This is a genomic window from Actinoplanes sp. NPDC049681, from assembly GCF_044465265.1.
Taxonomy (GTDB): domain Bacteria; phylum Actinomycetota; class Actinomycetes; order Mycobacteriales; family Micromonosporaceae; genus Actinoplanes.
The window spans coordinates 313,949-330,978 of record NZ_JBITLP010000007.1 but is presented as its reverse complement, the minus strand read 5'-3'; the positions used below and the strand labels follow the sequence as shown (position 1 = coordinate 330,978).

General features: G+C 71.0%; 14 protein-coding genes. 6 read left to right on the top strand and 8 right to left on the bottom strand.

The features are described 5' to 3' along the window. Positions 1 to 473: 473 nt before the first annotated feature. The 3 genes from ACIBO8_RS26555 to ACIBO8_RS26545 form a co-directional block, all read right to left on the bottom strand. The gene (locus ACIBO8_RS26555; protein WP_396118010.1) at positions 474 to 839 is read right to left on the bottom strand and encodes a helix-turn-helix domain-containing protein; all 366 of its coding nucleotides are present in this window, start codon (positions 837 to 839) and stop codon (positions 474 to 476) included. 62 nt (positions 840 to 901) lie between these two features. Next, the gene (locus tag ACIBO8_RS26550) at positions 902 to 1,927 is read right to left on the bottom strand and encodes a LuxR C-terminal-related transcriptional regulator (protein ID WP_396118009.1); all 1,026 of its coding nucleotides are present in this window, start codon (positions 1,925 to 1,927) and stop codon (positions 902 to 904) included. Continuing rightward, positions 1,924 to 2,961 (bottom strand): hypothetical protein, encoded by a 1,038-nt coding sequence (locus tag ACIBO8_RS26545; protein ID WP_396118008.1) that lies wholly within the window; start codon positions 2,959 to 2,961, stop codon positions 1,924 to 1,926. Before ACIBO8_RS26545 ends, ACIBO8_RS26550 begins: the two co-directional genes overlap by 4 nt. Positions 2,962 to 3,057: 96 nt before the next feature. Here ACIBO8_RS26545 and ACIBO8_RS26540 point away from each other — a divergent pair, with 96 nt between their 5' ends. From ACIBO8_RS26540 to ACIBO8_RS26530, 3 genes are read left to right on the top strand one after another with little or no spacing between them, the layout of a single operon-like run. Then, positions 3,058 to 3,882, top strand: a complete 825-nt coding sequence (locus tag ACIBO8_RS26540; RefSeq protein ID WP_396118007.1) for an MEDS domain-containing protein — start codon at positions 3,058 to 3,060, stop codon at positions 3,880 to 3,882. Further along, the gene (locus ACIBO8_RS26535; RefSeq protein WP_396118006.1) at positions 3,882 to 4,814 is read left to right on the top strand and encodes an anti-sigma factor RsbA family regulatory protein; all 933 of its coding nucleotides are present in this window, start codon (positions 3,882 to 3,884) and stop codon (positions 4,812 to 4,814) included. The genes ACIBO8_RS26540 and ACIBO8_RS26535 overlap by 1 nt, the downstream gene beginning before the upstream one ends. 40 nt (positions 4,815 to 4,854) lie before the next feature. Next, entirely contained in the window at positions 4,855 to 6,453 is a 1,599-nt protein-coding gene (locus ACIBO8_RS26530) for an MFS transporter (RefSeq protein ID WP_396118005.1), read from the top strand. A 6-nt stretch (positions 6,454 to 6,459) separates the two neighbouring features. Here the strand turns inward: ACIBO8_RS26530 and ACIBO8_RS26525 are convergent, their stop codons facing one another. From ACIBO8_RS26525 to ACIBO8_RS26505, 5 genes are all read right to left on the bottom strand, one after another. Beyond that, positions 6,460 to 9,522, bottom strand: a complete 3,063-nt coding sequence (locus tag ACIBO8_RS26525) for a helicase HerA domain-containing protein (protein ID WP_396118004.1) — start codon at positions 9,520 to 9,522, stop codon at positions 6,460 to 6,462. Then, the gene (locus ACIBO8_RS26520) at positions 9,519 to 10,073 is read right to left on the bottom strand and encodes a hypothetical protein (RefSeq protein WP_396118003.1); all 555 of its coding nucleotides are present in this window, start codon (positions 10,071 to 10,073) and stop codon (positions 9,519 to 9,521) included. The genes ACIBO8_RS26525 and ACIBO8_RS26520 overlap by 4 nt, the downstream gene beginning before the upstream one ends. 261 nt (positions 10,074 to 10,334) lie before the next feature. Then, positions 10,335 to 11,606, bottom strand: coding sequence for an alkaline phosphatase (locus tag ACIBO8_RS26515; protein ID WP_396118002.1), 1,272 nt, complete (start codon positions 11,604 to 11,606; stop codon positions 10,335 to 10,337). A 104-nt stretch (positions 11,607 to 11,710) separates the two neighbouring features. Continuing rightward, positions 11,711 to 12,550, bottom strand: a complete 840-nt coding sequence (locus tag ACIBO8_RS26510; protein WP_396118001.1) for a LacI family DNA-binding transcriptional regulator — start codon at positions 12,548 to 12,550, stop codon at positions 11,711 to 11,713. After that, on the bottom strand, positions 12,547 to 13,740 hold the full coding sequence (locus tag ACIBO8_RS26505; RefSeq protein WP_396118000.1) for an ROK family protein: 1,194 nt from the start codon (positions 13,738 to 13,740) through the stop codon (positions 12,547 to 12,549). The genes ACIBO8_RS26510 and ACIBO8_RS26505 overlap by 4 nt, the downstream gene beginning before the upstream one ends. A 218-nt stretch (positions 13,741 to 13,958) precedes the next feature. On the opposite strand from ACIBO8_RS26505, the gene ACIBO8_RS26500 reads away from it, so the two are divergent. The 3 genes from ACIBO8_RS26500 to ACIBO8_RS26490 are packed head-to-tail and all read left to right on the top strand — an operon-like array spanning position 13,959 to position 17,022. After that, positions 13,959 to 15,272: an ABC transporter substrate-binding protein gene (locus ACIBO8_RS26500; protein ID WP_396117999.1), complete on the top strand. Its 1,314-nt coding sequence runs from the start codon at positions 13,959 to 13,961 to the stop codon at positions 15,270 to 15,272. Then, entirely contained in the window at positions 15,269 to 16,204 is a 936-nt protein-coding gene (locus tag ACIBO8_RS26495) for a carbohydrate ABC transporter permease (protein ID WP_396117998.1), read from the top strand. The genes ACIBO8_RS26500 and ACIBO8_RS26495 overlap by 4 nt, the downstream gene beginning before the upstream one ends. Further along, positions 16,201 to 17,022: a carbohydrate ABC transporter permease gene (locus ACIBO8_RS26490; protein ID WP_396117997.1), complete on the top strand. Its 822-nt coding sequence runs from the start codon at positions 16,201 to 16,203 to the stop codon at positions 17,020 to 17,022. Before ACIBO8_RS26495 ends, ACIBO8_RS26490 begins: the two co-directional genes overlap by 4 nt. Positions 17,023 to 17,030 lie beyond the last annotated feature (8 nt).

The following is a 17,030-nucleotide window of genomic DNA, read 5'->3' as shown; positions in this document are numbered from 1 at the left end:
CACGTCAGCCACTTTGTGACCCACGTCACATACATTTCCCATAGAGTGAGTGGGATATCGGCGGAGGCGGGCGTGCAGCCGGCCGCCCAGGCCGCCGCCGCGCCGACCGTCACCCAGATCGAGGGCGCTGCCGCCGATGCGGCGGGTCTGCAGCCCACGGTCGACGCCTACCGCTCGCCGCTGGGCGAGCCCGGCAACGGCAGCACCCCGGGAAGCCACGCCCCGTACCCGAACGTCTTCGGCGCCTTCAGCCCGCACGGTCAGGGCTTCGGCGCCGTCTTCACCGACGTGACAAGGCGGACACCACCAGGATCGAGCTGTACGACCGCTGGGGTATCCGCCTCTGGTGGCACGCCGTGCCCAAGGGCACGACCGCCTCGAAGAGCCTGTCCTTCCTCGGCGTGCACGGGGAGTCCAAGGCCCTTTCCTGAGCCACGGGTAGGCGGCGTGACCGGGGTGAGAGAGGTCCCCGGTCACGCCGCCGGCCGTGACCCCTGTCGCCGCTCGTCGGCGCAGGCACGCTGCGGCACGGCGCCGCGGCGCTGGTCGGGGTAGACCGCGTCGAAGGCGGTCAGCCACCGGATCTGTTCCCGCGGCGGAATCCCGCAGCCGCGCAGGAAGGCCACCAGCGAATCCCGCCGGGGCACGCTCCGGGCGGTGACCAGGTTGTGCACCGTGGCGCGCGAGATCGGTGTCCCGGCGTCGCGGCTGCGCAGGGCCACGCTGTCGAGGGACCTGCGGCAGGCATCCATCAGGGCGCGCAGGCGGCGGGCGAACTCGATCGGAGTGGCGGCGCCGGTCGGGTCCGGCGGCACCTTCGGGGTGGTTGTGACGCTCACAGCAATCGATCCTCAGTCGGGTTCCCGACAGGAACAAGAACGCACTTGCGTACGAGTTCGGCTCACGCGACTCGGGCGAGGACGGGCGGCAGGTAGAGGCCATGATCTGCGGCGCGCATGACCGCCGCGGCGCTGCTGCCGGCGCCGAGCTTCATCCGTGCCTGGTCGAGGGCCGTCCGCACCGACCGGACCGGGATGCCCAGCCGGACGGCGATCTCCGTGACGGCACAGCCGCTGATCAGCAGGCCGAGGATCGTCATCTCGCGATGGCACAGGTGGCGCAGGTCGCCGGCGGGACGCAGCAGCACCACGGCGGTGAGCTCGTACGGCGGCTGGTCGGGGCAGGCCAGCATCGTGACCCTGAGGTAGCCCGGCGGTTTCGCGGCACCCGTGGGGGTGAGGAAGGTGGCGCGCGTGTCGCCCTCGTCGTACGACGTCCGGGCCTCGGCCAGGATCGGCGAGCCCGCGGCCAGCAGGCGGTGGCCGGGCAGCCCCGGAAGGGCGATCGTGTCGCCGCGATGGGTGAGCACGACACCGGCGATCGCGTCGTCCACGAGGGCGGCGAGGCCGGCCACCGTACGCATCGGGTCGAGGGCATGGGCGATGGGCCGCCGGAGCCGGCTCAGCACGGCGTAGGTGGCGTCGTCCACGGGCTCGGCGTCCGCGCTCAGCGTGGTGCAGAAGCCGAGGTAACGACCGTCCGAGGTGACCAGCGGGACGATGACGCCCTCCCGGAGCCCGGCCGGGTACAGGTACTCCGCCCACAGCCGGCTCTCCTGGGCGGGGACGGGCAGATCCTTGATCCGCATCGGTGGCGGGTCGCGGTGCAGGCCCAGCCGCTCCGCCTCGCGTACGGCTGCCGGCCCGGCGAGATACTCCCGCGCCCGCTCGGGGTAGCCACGACCGGCCAGGCTCGTCTGCCGCCGGCGGGGCACGTCGAAGAGGGCGATCCGGGCGGCGTCGAAATGCGTGAGCCGATGCAGCACGTCGAGCACTTCCTCGGCGCGGGCGGCGATGGGGCCCGGACGGGAACCGATCGTGTTCACCTCGCTGATGAGGCGTTGCGCCGGCGGTGAGATCGCACTCATCGGGAATCGCGCTCCTGCGGAAGCGTGAGTTCGGCGGGTATGTAAAGGCCCCGGCGCAGCGCCCGGGCCGCGGCCAGGTGCCGGGTGGCCGCGCCGAGCTTGGCCAGGAGGAGCTCGAGCTGGCCCGCCAGCACGCGTACGCCGACCGACAGCGCCGCGGCCATCCCCTCCAGGGCCCACCCCTCGACGAGCAGGCCGAGCAGGTGCAGTTCGTAGCGGGTGAGCCCGTGGGTGTGCCGCACCGGTGACAGCAGGACCACCCGGCGCAGGTGGCCGGGAGGATGGGGTGGACAGACGAGCATGCTGACCCGCACCAACCCGGACTCCGCGCGGTCGTCCGGGCACAGGAACGTGAGCAGGGGATGCCCGGCGACCGAACGGGCGGCCACGGCGACCATCAACGGTGAGCCGGGCGCCAGTAGGGGATCATCGGGCAGCCCGGTCAGCGGCACGATCGCACCGCCGCGGGTCAGCACCACTCCGGCGACGGCGTCGCCCACCAGCCGGGCGATGGCGCTGACCGTACGCAGCGGGTCGATCGCATGCGCGATCCACGGCACGGCACGGCCCAGCACGCCCCGGGCCTGCTCGGCGGCGGGCCGCGGGTCGGCGCTGTTCATCGTCACGACGCCCAGATACCGGCCGTCGCGGGTGAAGAGACCGCTGCTCAGGCACTGGCGGATCCCCGCCGGATACATGTGCTGCGACCACGTCGGCAAAGTCTCGGCCGGCACGGGCAGGTCGCCTATCCGTACGGGTGGACAGGGGCCCAGCAGACCGGCCTGCTCGAGGTCCTCACTGAGCTGAGGTCCGTCGAGGGCCCGCATGACCGCAGGGGTGTAGCCATGGCGCAGCAGCGGCGTCTGCATCCGGCGCTCCGGGTCGAAGGCCGTGATGAACGCCGCGTCGCACGGCGCGATCCGCCGCAGCGGCGCCAGCAGCGCTTCCGCACGCTCCACGGCGCTGCCGGGCGCCAGCGCGATCCCGGCGATCTCGTCCAGCACCGACACGTCGGCGGCGGACAATCGCATCATGAGGCGCACCTTCCGGTCGGCCCCCGCTCGCAATGCCTTTTTTCCACCATAGAAGGATTCGTCCTTGTAAGGAAACGACCGTGTGCGGGACGCTGGGTGACAGGCCTTCGTGAGGGGTGGGATTCCACCGTGGCCGGACTCGGCGCCGCTCGCCATGTGATGCTGCTGTACGGCCCGGACCGGGCCTGGATCGGCGACTGGGTAAGGCGCGGTCTGCGGGCCGGCGAGAAGATCCTCTACCCGGTGGACGCCGGCGGGTCCGCTCCCCCGCTGCCCGACATCCTCGACGAACGTGGTGTGGACGTCACGACGGCGACCGCCCGCGGAGATCTGCTGGCGTTGCCGTCCGAGTTGTACCTGCGGCCCGGCGACCTGGCTGCCGCGGTGCGCGGGGCTCTGCAGCGCGGATACCCCGCGGTCCGGGTCGTCGCCGGTATCGGGGCCTCGCTTTCCGAGCAGGAGTACGCGGCCTCGGAGCAGATACTCAACGACGTGTGCCTCCGGTACCCGGCTACCGTGCTCTGCCCGTACCGGGAGGACGACCTGACCGACGAGCAGATACGGGACTTCGCGGTCTGGCATCCCCATGCCCGCCACCGGTATCTCGAACTTCGGCGGCGCGACCGTACGGTGGTGGTGGCCGGGCAGGCGGACTTCACCAACGAGCGGCTCCTGCGAGGCGTCCTGAGCACGGCCGTCGCGGCCGCGCTGGCCGCATCCGCGGTGCTGTACCTCGATGTCGAGGCCCTGGCGCTGATCAGCGCCGCGGGGTGGCGGGCGCTGGCACAGGGCAGCACGGACCTGCGCGAGCGGGGCGGACGGCTGGTCCTGATCTCCCCGCAGCCGGCCGTGGCCAGGATGATCAAGCTGCTGCGGCTCGACGTGTCGATAAGCGCAGGGGGACGGGGGAGCGAACGGTGATGCCCGGTCCCTTTGCCCACGACGTCCTGTTCTTCGACACCACTGAGGAGCTGCTCACCGTGACCGTGCCGTTCCTGCGCCAAGGCCTGGCGAACGGCGAGGCGGCGGTCGTGGTCGACGCCGGCAGGAACGGCGCACCCATCGCGTACGCGCTGGGCGACGACCCGCGGATCGGCCACCTCACCCGCGACGCGCACCAGCGACCGGCGCGCACGCTGAGCATGTTCCAGCACACCGTGGAGGAGGCCCTGGCGGCCGGAGCCCGGGGCGTCCGTCTCGCGGGCGACGTGGGCCTCCCCGTACGCCCCTCCCAGTGGGGGGAATGGGTTCGCTTCGAGGCGGCCTTCAACGACGTCCTCGCCGGCTACCCGGTGCAGGCGATCTGCCCCTGGAACGTCCGCCAGTTCTCGGACGAGGCGCTGCACACGGTCCGGCGTACGCATCCCAGCGTCATCACCGCGCGCTCGCGGCGCAGGAACCCCGACTACCTCGAGCCCCGCGACTATCTGCGCCGCTTCGCCGCGCCGGCGCCGGATCCGCTCGAGTCCACCGGACCCGCCCTGACGGTGGACAACGTCACCGATCTCGAGGTGCTGCGCCGCGCGCTGGAGGAGACGCTCGCCGGCAGCCCCCTGCCGGTGGAGTACGCCGAGGATCTGGCCTTCGCCGTCAACGAGGTGGCCAGCAACGCGCTGCAGCACGGCCGCCCACCGGTGCAGGTCCGGCTCTGGTGCAGCCGCAGGAAGGTGTTGTGCACGGTTCGTGACCACGGCCGGGGCTTCGACGATCCCCTGGCCGGCTACCACACCGAGCACCACGCGGACCCCGCCCGGCACCGCCTGGGCCTGTGGCTGGCCCGCCGGCTCTGCGACCGCCTGGACTTCTTCCCGCACGCCGAGCACTTCACCGTACGGCTGACGACGACGCCCTGACGGGCGCTAGACCCCGTCAGACCTGGGTACACCCCACCGCGTGAGCGCCGAACCCTCCCTCGCCCCGAGCACTGCACCGTCGGCCTGGGCGCCTTTGCGCATCGCGGCCTACCGCAGCCTGTGGCTGGCGCTGCTGGCGAGCAACATCGGTACGTGGATGCAGACCGTCGGCGCCCAGTGGCTGCTGGTCGAGCAGTCCGGGTCCGACACGCTGGTGGCCGTGGTGCAGACGGCCAGCACCCTGCCCATCGTGCTGCTCGCGCTGCCGTCCGGGGCGCTGGCCGACACCCTCGACCGGCGACGGCTGCTCATCGCCGTGCAGGGCTTCCTGGTCGGCGTGGGAACGCTGCTGACCGTGCTGACGCTCGCCGGGCGGATGCCCGCGACGCTGCTGCTGACGCTGACCTTCGCGCTGGGCGCGGGGCAGGCGCTGACCGCTCCGGCCTGGCAGGCCGTCATTCCGGAGCTGGTGCCGCGCCCTCAGCTCGCCTCGGCGTCCGCGCTGGGCGCGATCAGCATGAACCTGGCCCGGGCCGTGGGGCCGGCGGTGGCGGGCGTCCTCATCGCGCGTACCGGCGCGGGCGTCGTGTTCGGCCTCAACACCCTGACGTTCGCCGTGTTCGTCCTGGCGCTGTGGCGCTGGCACCCGCCGGCCGCCGGCATGGCCGACGCTCCGGAACGCTTCGGTGCTGCGGTGCGGGCCGGCGGGCGATACGTGCGCCACTCTCCGGTCGTGCGGCGCATCCTGCTGCGCGCGGCGCTGTTCCTCGTCCCGGGCAGCGCGCTCTGGGCCCTGCTCCCCCTGGTTGCCAGCCGCCGTCTCGGCCTGGGCTCGGGCGGGTACGGCATCCTGCTCGGCGCGGTCGGCGTGGGAGCGGTGGCGGGCGCACTGCTCCTCCCCCGCCTCCGCGCCCGCTGGTCGGTGAACCGCCTGCTGTCCGTCGCGGGCGCCGTCTTCGCCGTGGTCCTGGTCGCCCTCGGCACGGCCCGCTCGGAGACGGTCGTCGTGGTGGCGCTGCTGCCGGCCGGGGTGGCCTGGGTCATGGTGCTCTCCAGCGTGAACGCCACCATGCAGCTGTTCCTGCCGAACTGGGTCCGGGCCCGCGGCCTCGCCGTCTACCAGATGATCTTCGCAGGGGCGCAGGCCGCCGGCGCCCTCGCCTGGGGCGCCCTCTCCGACGCGTCCGGGCTGGTCGTCGCGCATCTGGCGGCGGCAGCGCTGATGGCGGCCGGCGTGCTGACCATGCGCTGGTGGCCGCTGCGGGACACCAGCGGGATGAACCAGGAGCCGGCGGTGTTCTGGCCGGAACCGCACCTCGAGCTCGACCCGGAGGATCACGACGGCCCGGTCCTGGTCACCGTCTCCTACCCGGTCAGCCCGGCCCACGAGCAGGCCTTCGTCGAGGCGATGGAGGCCGTACGCCGCACCCGGCTCCGTACCGGCGCGGCTCGCTGGGGACTGTTCCGCGACGGCGAGGAGCCGGACCGCTTCGTCGAGGCGTACCTGGTGCCGAGCTGGGACGAGCACCGGCGGCAGCACACCGGGCGGCTGACCGGCACCGACCGGGCGGCGGAGGAACGGGCCCAGGCGCTCGCCGACGGCCCGCCCCGGGTCACCCACCTGCTCTCCGCCCGCTGAGCCGTATCATCGCCGCGCCCGCACGAGCACCTCCTCCGCGGTGAGCGCGCTGGTCGGATGGTGGGTCAGGCACATCGGCGTGTTCACCTTGCGGAACGGCGCCCCCTCGGTGACCGTGTAGAACTGCCCGGCCCGCAGCCGGGAGATGTCGAGCACCGCGCTGCCCTTGGCCTGCGCCACCTCCTTCGCCGCCGCGATCTGGGTCGGGCTGTTCAGGAAGCCGTAGAACTGGGTCGCGGCGTTGCCGACGATGCGGTTGTGGATGCCCTTCGGCGCCTGGGTCGCGAAGACCAGCCCGAGGCCGTACTTGCGGGCCTGGCTGGCCAGCGCGAGCGTGCTCTCCGTGCAGGCGGTCATGGCGCCGGAGGGCGCGAAATTCTGGGCCTCGTCCATGACGAAGAGCCCGCCCAGCGGCCGGTTTCCCGCCGGGTGCCGCTTGATCCAGGCGAACAGCGCCATCTGCAGCTGGTTGACGAAGCTCTGCCGCTGCTCGTCGCCGGGCAGTCCGATGAGGCTGATGACCGACACCCTGGACCGGCGACCCTCGGCCGGCGTCAGCAGCACCCCCGGGTCGAGGGGCGCGCCGGCGCCGCCGAACAGCGGATCGTTGACCATGGCGGCCTTGAGGGTCTCGGCCATGTCGGCGGCCACCTCACGGGCCCGGCTCAGGGACGTCGCCTCGTCGGGCAGGTCGGTCAGCAGCTCGACGAAGTCGTCCAGGCCGCCGCCATTGTGGCGACCGAAGTGCTGCAGCGCCTGGCGCAGCACGGCGCGCCCCCGATCGGCCTTGGCGGTGCCGGCGGCCATCCGGGCCCGCGGGGCCAGGGTCGCCACGGCGGCGTCCAGGGCCAGCGCGAACTCGTCCGGCTCGTCCAGGACGGCGCTGAAGTCCGGCAACGGCTGGAGACTCAGCGGGCGCCCGGCCTCCCGCCGCGGTGTCCAGACCACGACGTCCGTGCCGGCGAGGTACTCCTGAGCCTTGGCCGCGTCGTCACCGCGCCAGGACGGCGGCGGCTCGGGCCAGGCGTCCCCGAGTCGTGCCAGATCGTTGTTCGGGTCGAGGACGATGGCGGACACGCCGTGCAGGGCGCTCTCCTCGACGAGCCGGCGGATCAGGACCGTCTTGCCCGATCCGGAGCCCGCGAAGATCACTGAGTGCTTGCGCAGCGACTCCAGCGGTACGCGTACCGATGCCTGCGTCTCGGCGACCGTGCCCAGCGGAATGCTCGCAGGGCCTTGCGTCACCTGGCCGGGGGGTGACCCGAAGACCTTGGCGAACAGCGACGTGCGGCTCGCCGGGCGCCGCGTCCGCAGACAGTCGGCCAGGGCCGCGTCGCCGTCGATCAGCAGCTCCGCAAGGGCAGCGAAGGTCCGCAGGTCCTCCGTGGAGACGTCGGTGACCATGCCGCCGAGGTCGAGGAACTCGTCCAGGACCCGGCGGCTCACGGGCCCGTTCGGCCACGGCTCGTTGCGCAGCACGACGGCGCGGCGCTTGCTGACGGCCGGATCGAGGTTGACGACGCCGCGCAGCCGCTCCATCCGGGCCTGGACCGCGCGATGGTGGAGATGGGACAGCCCGCGGAACGACCAGTGCGCCTCGTCCTCGGTCTCGTCGTCGAGCAGTTCGCGCAGCAACGCGTGCGCCGCGGGCCGCCCCGGCTCGCCGGGCTGCACCTTGTACCGGCCGGCCCGCTCCCCCTGCTCGACCGTCCATGCCCGCAGCCCGGCCTCCAGCAGGCGTGACATCTCGGCGTCCTCCGTCGCCGGCCGGAGCGCGCCCTCGACGTCGGCGGCCGCCCGCAGCTGGGCGAAGCGCTCGTCGAAGGCCGCCAGTTTCCCCGGCTCGACGGCGGGGGTCCCGGGCCGGACGTCGGCGCGGTGCTGGCCGAATCCGGCGAGCGGAACGACCTCGTCCCGGCTCAGGCAGCGCCGCACGTGCTCGTCGGCATGCTCGATCAGCTGTCGCGGCGTGTAGTCGAGCGCCTCGGCGAACGCTTCCGGAAGTATCGGCCAGGTGGGATAGGGCGGTTTGAATTCGGCCGCCTCGAAGAACGGCGCGAAGCGGACGCCTATCAGCTCTTCGGCGATCTCCTGGGAAGGGAGCCGGTGCAGCCGCGTTTCCTCCCGGAAACGGTCGCTCACGGACATGACCGCGCGTTTCTTGATCAGCTCCCATGATCTCGGCAGGCAGGCCACGACCGTCACGGTGCGGAACAGTTTTTCGCGCAGATCCATGAGCCCGTTGCCGAGATCCGCGGCGAGTGCCATGGTCACGGCGTCCCCGTCTATGCCGGTGCGATCGTTCGGACGGCTCTGCGCGAAGATGACGTCGATCTGATCGACCGCCAGCATGCTCGCCCCCGTGCAGGCGAGCAGCCGGGAGATCTCCCCGGCCACGTCCTCGGCGTTCTTGACGCGCGCCGGCAGTCCCCAGTGCACCAGCTCGGACGCGGTCAGGTCGGGCAGGGACATCAGCCACGACTCCCCGAGGTCGGCGATGTCGTCGTCCGACGAGGCCAGGAGCACGAGGGCGCGCAGGGTGTGCCGGCATTCGCGGCCCATCTCCGGCTCGGCGTTGCGCAGCTCGGCCACGAAGGTGTCGAGCGCGGCGGGCGTCAGCGGCTGCTGCCCGCGCACCTGCTGGCGTAACGCCAGGAGGATCCGGGCCCGCTCGCTCAGCCGCTCCACCAGGACCGCGAGCTGGGAATGCCGGTACGAACCCGCGCGCCGCAGCCCCCGCAGGAAGGTGTGCACGATGTTGGCCCAGAAGGACCGGCCGTCCGCCACGCCCATCAGGAAGAAGTAGCCGTGCCGGAGCTGCACCTTCTCCCGGGCCCACCGCAGCAGATGGGTCTTTCCCGAGCCGTGCTGCCCCTCGACCACCAGCCCGAGCGGGCAGGTGAGGCGGCTGACGTCCGCGTCGTCGAAGGCCCGCAGCACGGCCGCGCCCGCGGCGCCGTTCAGTGCGTCCAGGTGGATGTCGAGCGACGTCCAGACGTCCTCGGCCGTCGGAGCCCAGTCGAGGCGGCGCAGCTCCGTCAGCGCCCGCCGCTGGTCGGCGTCGATCACGCTCGGCCGATCGTCAACAGGTGCTTGTCCTCTCCCCCGACCACGATCACCGCGTCGAGCGCCTCCGGCGACAGCTCGTTGCGGCCGGGATCCGGATCCAGGTGCAAATCACGGCGGCGGTCCATCTCCCTGAGCACGCGATCGAGCTCGGCGCGGTCGACGTCGGGGAGCCGCTTGCGCAGCGAGAGCAGGCTGACCAGGTCGCCCGGCGTCTCGGCGAGGTCGAGATAGGCCTGCTTGATCCGGTCCTCGAGGGGCATCCGCGGCGCCGGCGTCGCGCCGTCGGCCGCGGGCCCGGGATCGGTCTCCGCGAAGACGTCCGCGATCTTCTGGTCGTGGCGCTCCAGCATGGACCCGAGGTGGCGCAACGTGGCGTAGTGCAGCAACCAGGCGCTCGACACCCTTTCCGGCGGCGGCGACGTGAATTCCTTCCGGGCCCGGATCCAGCCCCGTTCCGTCAGCTCATGAAAGATGGCGCCACGCAGGCCCTTTCTCCATATGATCAGTCCGGCGGCGGTCAGTTCCTCCCGGGTCGCTTTGTCGATCTCCATTCGATAGCTCTTCCGGAGATCCGGATTCGACACCGGCGTCACGCGCACCATCAGGGCGATCAGGGACTGCCGAGCGGACGTACCAAGGTCAGAAGTCATGAATGCGATCTCCGGGGGAAAGGCGGACCGTACCGGGAAATCATTGCCGGGTTTCCGATCGTTGGCCTGTCCGGTATCCGATACGCAGAGAGATCAATAACTATTGACGACGAAGAACCCCCGGCCGGCGTCGCCGCCGACCGGGGGTTCCGGGGAACGATGTCAGCGGGTGAGCACCCGCGCCAGCACATCGTGGACGTACGTGTTGGGGTGCTTGCCGGTGAACCGGTCGGCCAGCGGCCCGTACGCGGTGACCGGGACGTCGACGCCGGTGTGCCCGCTGGTGGTCCAGTCCAGGTTGAACGAGAGCGGGCTGCCCTTGATCGCGAACGGGCCGTCCTCGGCGGAGATGCCGTCACCCGACTCGTCGGTGGTGGCGGTGTCCTCGACGGTCAGGCCGCCGCACTCGTGGTCGCCGGTCACCACGACGAGCGTGTCGGGGTGCGTGGCCGCGTAGTTGCGGGCCACCACGACGGCCTTCTCGAGTTCGCCGAGGGCCTGCAGCATGCGGGTGCCGTTGTTCTCGTGGGCGAACTCGTCGATGCCCTCCTCCTCCACCAGCAGGAAGAAGCCCTTGCGGTGGGTGGACAGCGTGGAGAGCGCCTTGGTGGTCATCGTGGCGAGGCTGACGGGCGGGTTGTAGATGTCACCCTTGCCCTCCTCCCGCTGCTGGAACATCTCCTCGTTGCCGAACAGGCCCAGCAGCTTGCCCCGCTTCGCCGCGGCCAGCTGGTCGGCCGTGGAGACGTACTGGTAGCCGGCGTGGCGGGCCTCGGCGACGAGGTCGCCCTTGGTGCCCTTGCTGGCCTCGGCCGGGTCCTCGGCCGGGTGGTCGGGGTACGCACCGGGCTGGCCGGCGGGCAGCCACCAGTCCTCGCCGCCGCCGAGGATGACGTCGGGCTTGCTGACCTCGATGTACTGGCGGGCGATCTCGTCCTGCGCCGAGCGGTTGGCGGTGTTGGCGAAGAAGGCGGCCGGGCTCGCGTCGGTCACCTGCGCCGTGGTCACCAGGCCGGTGCCCTTCCCGGCGGCCTTGGCCTGCGCACCGAGCGTCGGCAGCGGGTTGCCGTCCACGTCCACGCTGATCGCACCGTTGTACGTCTTCTCCCCGGTGGCCCAGGCGGTGGCCGCCGCGGCGGAGTCGGTGATCGGGGTCTTCGGGTCGTGCGGGCTCGTGGTGAGCTGGCCCGAGACCGGAAGCTTGTCCATGGTCAGCTGGCCGTCGAGACCCGCGTAGTAGAGGCGCGCGGCCTCACGCTGAGCGGCGGCCATGCCGTCACCGTTGATGAAGATGACGTTGCGTGCCTGGGTGGGGCGCTTCGCGGCCGAACCGGCGTCGGCGGCCGTCAGCGGGTTCAGCAGCGCCATCCCGGCGGCCGCTACGGTTCCTGCGAGCACCGGGGCGGTGAGCCACCGGGCGGTGCGGGCAAACATTGTTGTTCCTCCAGATCGTTGCCGAGACCGGTTGAGCCAACTAGACCCGCGGTCCCTGCGCGTGGCTTCCGGATGAACGGCGAACGTCGAGTGGGCGACCTCGCTCAGCGGGTGCTGTCCCGCACCACGATGTGCGCCTTGGGAGCCTCGTAGACGCCGTCGGCCGAGGCCTCGCGCATGGCGTCCAGGACGGCGCCGGCCGCCAGTTCGCCGATGCGGCCGACGTCGTGGCTCATCGCCGAGAGGGCCGGCACGGCGAGCTGGCACTGGGCGGAGTCGTCCCAGGCGACCACGGAGACGTCGGCCGGCACCGCCAGGTCGTGTTCCCTGATCGTCTCCAGGCCGCCGAGCGCCATCACGTCGTTGTCGTAGACGATCGCCGTGGGCCGCACCGGGCGTGCGGCCAGGATCTGCGCCGTGGCCTCCCGGCCGGACTCCTGCGAGTAGTCGCCCTCCGCGGTGATCAGCGTGAGGCCGCGGTCGGTGGCCTCGGCCTCGAAGCCGCCGCGGCGCAGCTGCGTGTGCGCGAACTCGAGCGGCCCGCAGACATGGCCCAGCACGGTGTGACCGCGGTCGGCGAGGAACCGGACGGCCTCCCGCGCGAATCCGGCGTCGTCGGTCCACACGGTGGGCAGCCCCGACGCCGTGGACGGGTCACCGATCACGACGGCCGGGATGCCGAGCTCGCGTACCAGTGCGACGCGGTCGTCGTCCGGGCTCAGGTCGACCAGGATCACGCCGCCGACCCGCCGCTCGGCGGACCACTGCTCATAGGTGGCGGTCTCGGCCGCGCGGTCGGTGACGACCTTCACCAGTACGGACAGCCCGGCCGGTGTCAGCACGCGTTCGAGACCCTCGAGGAACTCGTGGTAGTAGGGCTCCTCCCCGAGAACCTGGGAGGCACGTGCCAGCACGAGACCGATCCGACCGGGCGCCTGAGTCATCGCTCGCTCCGCATCGCAGGGGTGGTGTGGCCGGGAGCGACGGCCGCCTGCACGACGAGCACCGCGGCGCCGATACCCGCCGCGTCGCGGGGCCGGGCGGAGAGCTCGACGGACACGTCGTGCCGCTGCCGGGAGTGCGCCGTACGGCCGAGGTGGGCGCGCAGCCGGCGGGCGAAGATCGATCCTGCGAGGGCGACGCCCGGTCCGGTCAGCACCAGGCGGCCGAGATCCAGCAGGTTCACCACCGACGTCGCGGCCACGCTGAGCCGTTCGGCCGCCCGGTCCAGCACCTCGTAGGCGGCGGGATCCCCGTTGACCGCGGCCCGGGCGATCGCGTCGTAGGCGCTGGCTTCGCTGCCGTCCAGCGCCAGTCGCTCCCGCAGCGCCGGGTCCTCGCGCGCCTCGGCCACCGTCGCCCGCATCGACGCGTACTGCTCGATGCAGCCGAGGTTGCCGCAGGGGCAGGGACGCCCGGCGTAGTCGATGGACATGTGGCCGAGTTCGCCGGCGCCGAAGCTCGCGCCGCGGAACAACGCTCCACCGAAGACGAACCCGGCGCCGATCCCGGAGGACAGGTAGATGCAGCCGAACGCCTGTTCCCGCGAGACCCTGCGGCTCCAGAACTCGCCGAGGGCGGCGGCCGCGGCGTCGTTCTCGACCAGAACGGGCACGCCGATCTTCTTCCCGAGCTCGGCACGCAGCCCGGCCGGCTCCGCCCCGGCTCCCGCCGATCCCGGCACGTCGGCCGGCGCGACGACGGCCAGGCCCTCGATGCGGTCCCGGGGCAGATCGAGCCCGGCCGTGAAGTCGTCGAACCGCTCGGCCAGGCGATCAGCCCGCATCGCCTCGTGCGGCGGCCGCGGGACGACCTCGCGACCGACCACGCCGCCGGTCAGATCGACGGCGACACACGTGACCGCTTCGGGTCCGAGGTGGAACCCGATGCCGAACCGGTTGCCGGGGTTGATGGCGATGAGCTTGCGCCGCCGGCCGTTGACGGAGTCGAGCGACCCGATCTCGTGGATGATGCCGTCGGCGATGAGCTCCCGCACGATGTTGGAGATCGACGGCTGGGTGAGGCCGGTCCGCTCGGCGATCTCGCCCCGGCTGATGGTCACCGCCGAACGGATGACGTCCACGACGAGGGCGCGGCTTCCCGGTCCGGCCGCGGGCGATTCTCGACGTGCCATGGCGGTGGGGTTCTCCGGTTTCTGACCGTGAGCGGCGGGTCCGCTCCGCCGCTACCGTACCCGCCGCGAGGCCCGGAACGAGCGCTCGGCCCGCCGTCCTGGAGTAAAATAAATTAGTAATCTAACCTTGACACCTCCCTCGCGGCCGCCGCATGCTGAGCGCTCCACCGGGCGGTCGACGCATCCGCCCTCGTCGAACCAGCAGGACGGATATCGGCATGATCAATAGAAGGTCTTTCGCGGGCATCGGCGCGGCCGCCGCGCTCGCCCTGGTGGCCGGGTGCACCGGCGGCGCGAGCGACGAGACCGCGGGCAGCGGCGACTTCTCGGGTGACGTCAAGGGCACGATCACGGTGCTGACGAACCGGACCGACCTGGCGACCACGAAGCTGCCCGAGTACGCCAAGAAGTTCGAGGCCAAGTACCCCGGCACGAAGGTCAGCTTCCAGGGCGTGACGGACTACGAGCACGACGTCACCACCCAGCTCAGCGGCGGCGACTACGGCGACGTGCTGCTGATCCCGAACACCGTCGCCGTCGACCAGCTCGGCCAGTTCTTCGAGCCGCTGGGCACCGTCGACGAGCTCAAGGCGCGCTACCGGTTCGTCGACGAGAAGGCGTACGAGGGCAAGGTGTACGGCCTGTCGCTCGGCGGCGTCGCCAACGGCTTCGTCATCAACAAGCGGATCTGGGCACAGGCGGGCATCACCGAGCCGCCGAAGACGCCCGAGGCGTTCCTGGCCGGGCTCAAGGCGATCGCGGACAAGACCGGCGCCGTCCCGTACTACACGAACTACAAGGACGGCTGGCCGGTGAGCATGTGGAACAACCAGCGCGCCATCCTCGCCGACCCGAAGATCAACGACACCTTCCCGACGGACGCGAACCCCTGGCAGCCCGGCAAGGTCCAGCACATCACCGACGGGTTGCTCTACGACATCGTGCATGCGGGGCTCAGCGAGAAGGACCCGCTCACCACGAACTGGGAAGGCTCCAAGCCGATGATCGCCACCGGCAAGGTCGCCACCATGCTGCTCGGCTCCTGGGCCGTGCCGCAGATGAAGGACGCCGCCACGGCGGCCAAGGCGAACCCCGACGACATCGCGTTCTGGCCCTTCCCCTACCAGGCCGGCGGCAAGTTCCACGCCCGCATCGACGGCGACTACTCGGCCGCGGTGAGCAAGACCTCCAAGAACAAGGCGACCGCCCGCGCCTGGCTCGACTGGTTCGTCAACGACTCCGGCTTCGCCGCCGACCAGCAGGCCATCCCGCCCGCCCTGGGCCAGCCGCTGCCCAAGACCCTGCAGGACTTCACCGCGACCGGTGCCGAGCTGCTCGAGACCCCGGCCGCGACCACGAACGCCGGCAAGGAGGACGAGATCATCAAGGAGTCCGAGATCGACCTCAAGGGCAACATCTACCGGCAGAAGCTCATCGACATCGCCCGCGGCGCCGCCAAGGGCGACAAGGACTCGTACTTCGCCGAGCTGAACAAGCGGTGGAGCGCGGCCCAGTCCCAGGTCATGAAGTGACCAGTCAGGTCATCCCCCGGGCCCGGTCCGCCGCCACGGCGGACCGGGTGGCCGGCACGCCCCGCCGGCGCCGGTTCCGGCACAGCCCGTGGCTCTACCTGGCGCCCGCGCTGATCCTGCTGATTACCTTCACGTACGTGCCGGTCGGCAACATGCTGTTCTACAGCTTCCACAAGTGGGACGGCCTGGATCCGGCGATGGACCCCGTCGGCTGGGACAACTACGTGCGGGTGTTCACCGACGAGCGGTACTGGCGGGTCTTCCTGATCAGCCTCTACTACTTCGCCGCGTCGTTCGTGCAGATCGCCGTCGCCCTGTACTTCGCGGTCGTGCTGTCGTTCGACGTCCGGTTCCGCAACCTGTTCAAGGGCATCCTGTTCTTCCCGTACCTGCTGAACGGCGTCGCGGTCGGCTTCGTGTTCCTCTACCTGTTCCAGCCCGACGGCACGCTCGACACCCTGCTGCGGATGATCGGGCTGGGCGGGCACACCCAGCTGTGGCTGGGCAATCCCGACATCGCCAACTTCTCGCTGGCCGGCACGTCGATCTGGCGCTTCACCGGGCTCAACTTCGTGCTCTTCCTCGGCGCGATCCAGTCGATCCCCGGCGAGATCTACGAGGCGGCCGAGGTCGACGGCGCCAACCGGTGGCACCAGTTCCGGCACATCATCGCGCCGGGCATCAGGCGGATCATCAGTCTGTCCTTCATCCTGGCGGTCTCCGGCAGCCTCTCGGTCTTCGAGATCCCGTTCATCATGACCGGCGGTGCGAACGGCACCCGCACCTTCGTGATCCAGGCGTACGACACGGCCTTCCAGTTCCGGCAGATCGGCCTGGCCTCGGCCATGGCGGTCGTGCTGCTGGTGATCGTCCTCGTCATGACCTGGATCCAGCGCCGGATCCTGCCCGACGACGAGGTGACCCTGTCATGAGAACCGTGGCTCGCTCCGCCAAGTACGCCTCCCTCGTCCTGGCGGCCGTGGTGGTCCTCGTCCCGCTCGTGGTCGTGCTCTTCGCGTCGCTCAAGACGCACTCGGAATACAGCACCACGGGCCCGCTGACGCCGCCGCGGAACTGGCTCAACGCCGAGAACTTCGCCACCGCCTGGACCGACGGCAACATGCTGCGCGGCTTCTGGAACACCACGATCATCCTCGCGGTCTCGCTGACCGGCACCGTGGCGGTCGGGACGCTGGCGGCGTACGCGATCAGCCGCTTCACGTTCCCCTTCAAGCGCCTGGTCCTCGGGCTGTTCCTGGTCGCCGCGCTCGTACCCGGCGTGACGACCCAGGTGGCCACTTACCAGATCGTCAAGTCGATGGGCCTGGTCAACACCCTGGGCTCCGCCATGGTCCTGTTCATGGGCACCGACATCGTGTCCATCTACATCTTCATCCAGTTCATGCAGTCCATCCCGCAGAGCCTGGACCAGGCCGCCCTGATCGACGGCGCGAGCCGGTTCACCATCTACCGCAAGATCGTGCTGCCGCTGATGAAGCCGGCGATCGCCACCGTGGTGATCATCAAGGGCATCGCCGTCTACAACGAGTTCTACATCCCGTTCCTGTACCTGCGCTCGCCCGACCTCAACGTCATCTCCACCGCGCTGTTCCGCTTCAAGGGACCGTACGGCGCGCAGTGGGAGACGATCGCCGCCTGCACCATGATCGTCATCCTCCCGACCGTCGTCATCTTCCTGCTGCTGCAGCGCTTCATCTACAACGGCATCACCGCCGGAGCCACGAAGTGAGAAAGGAC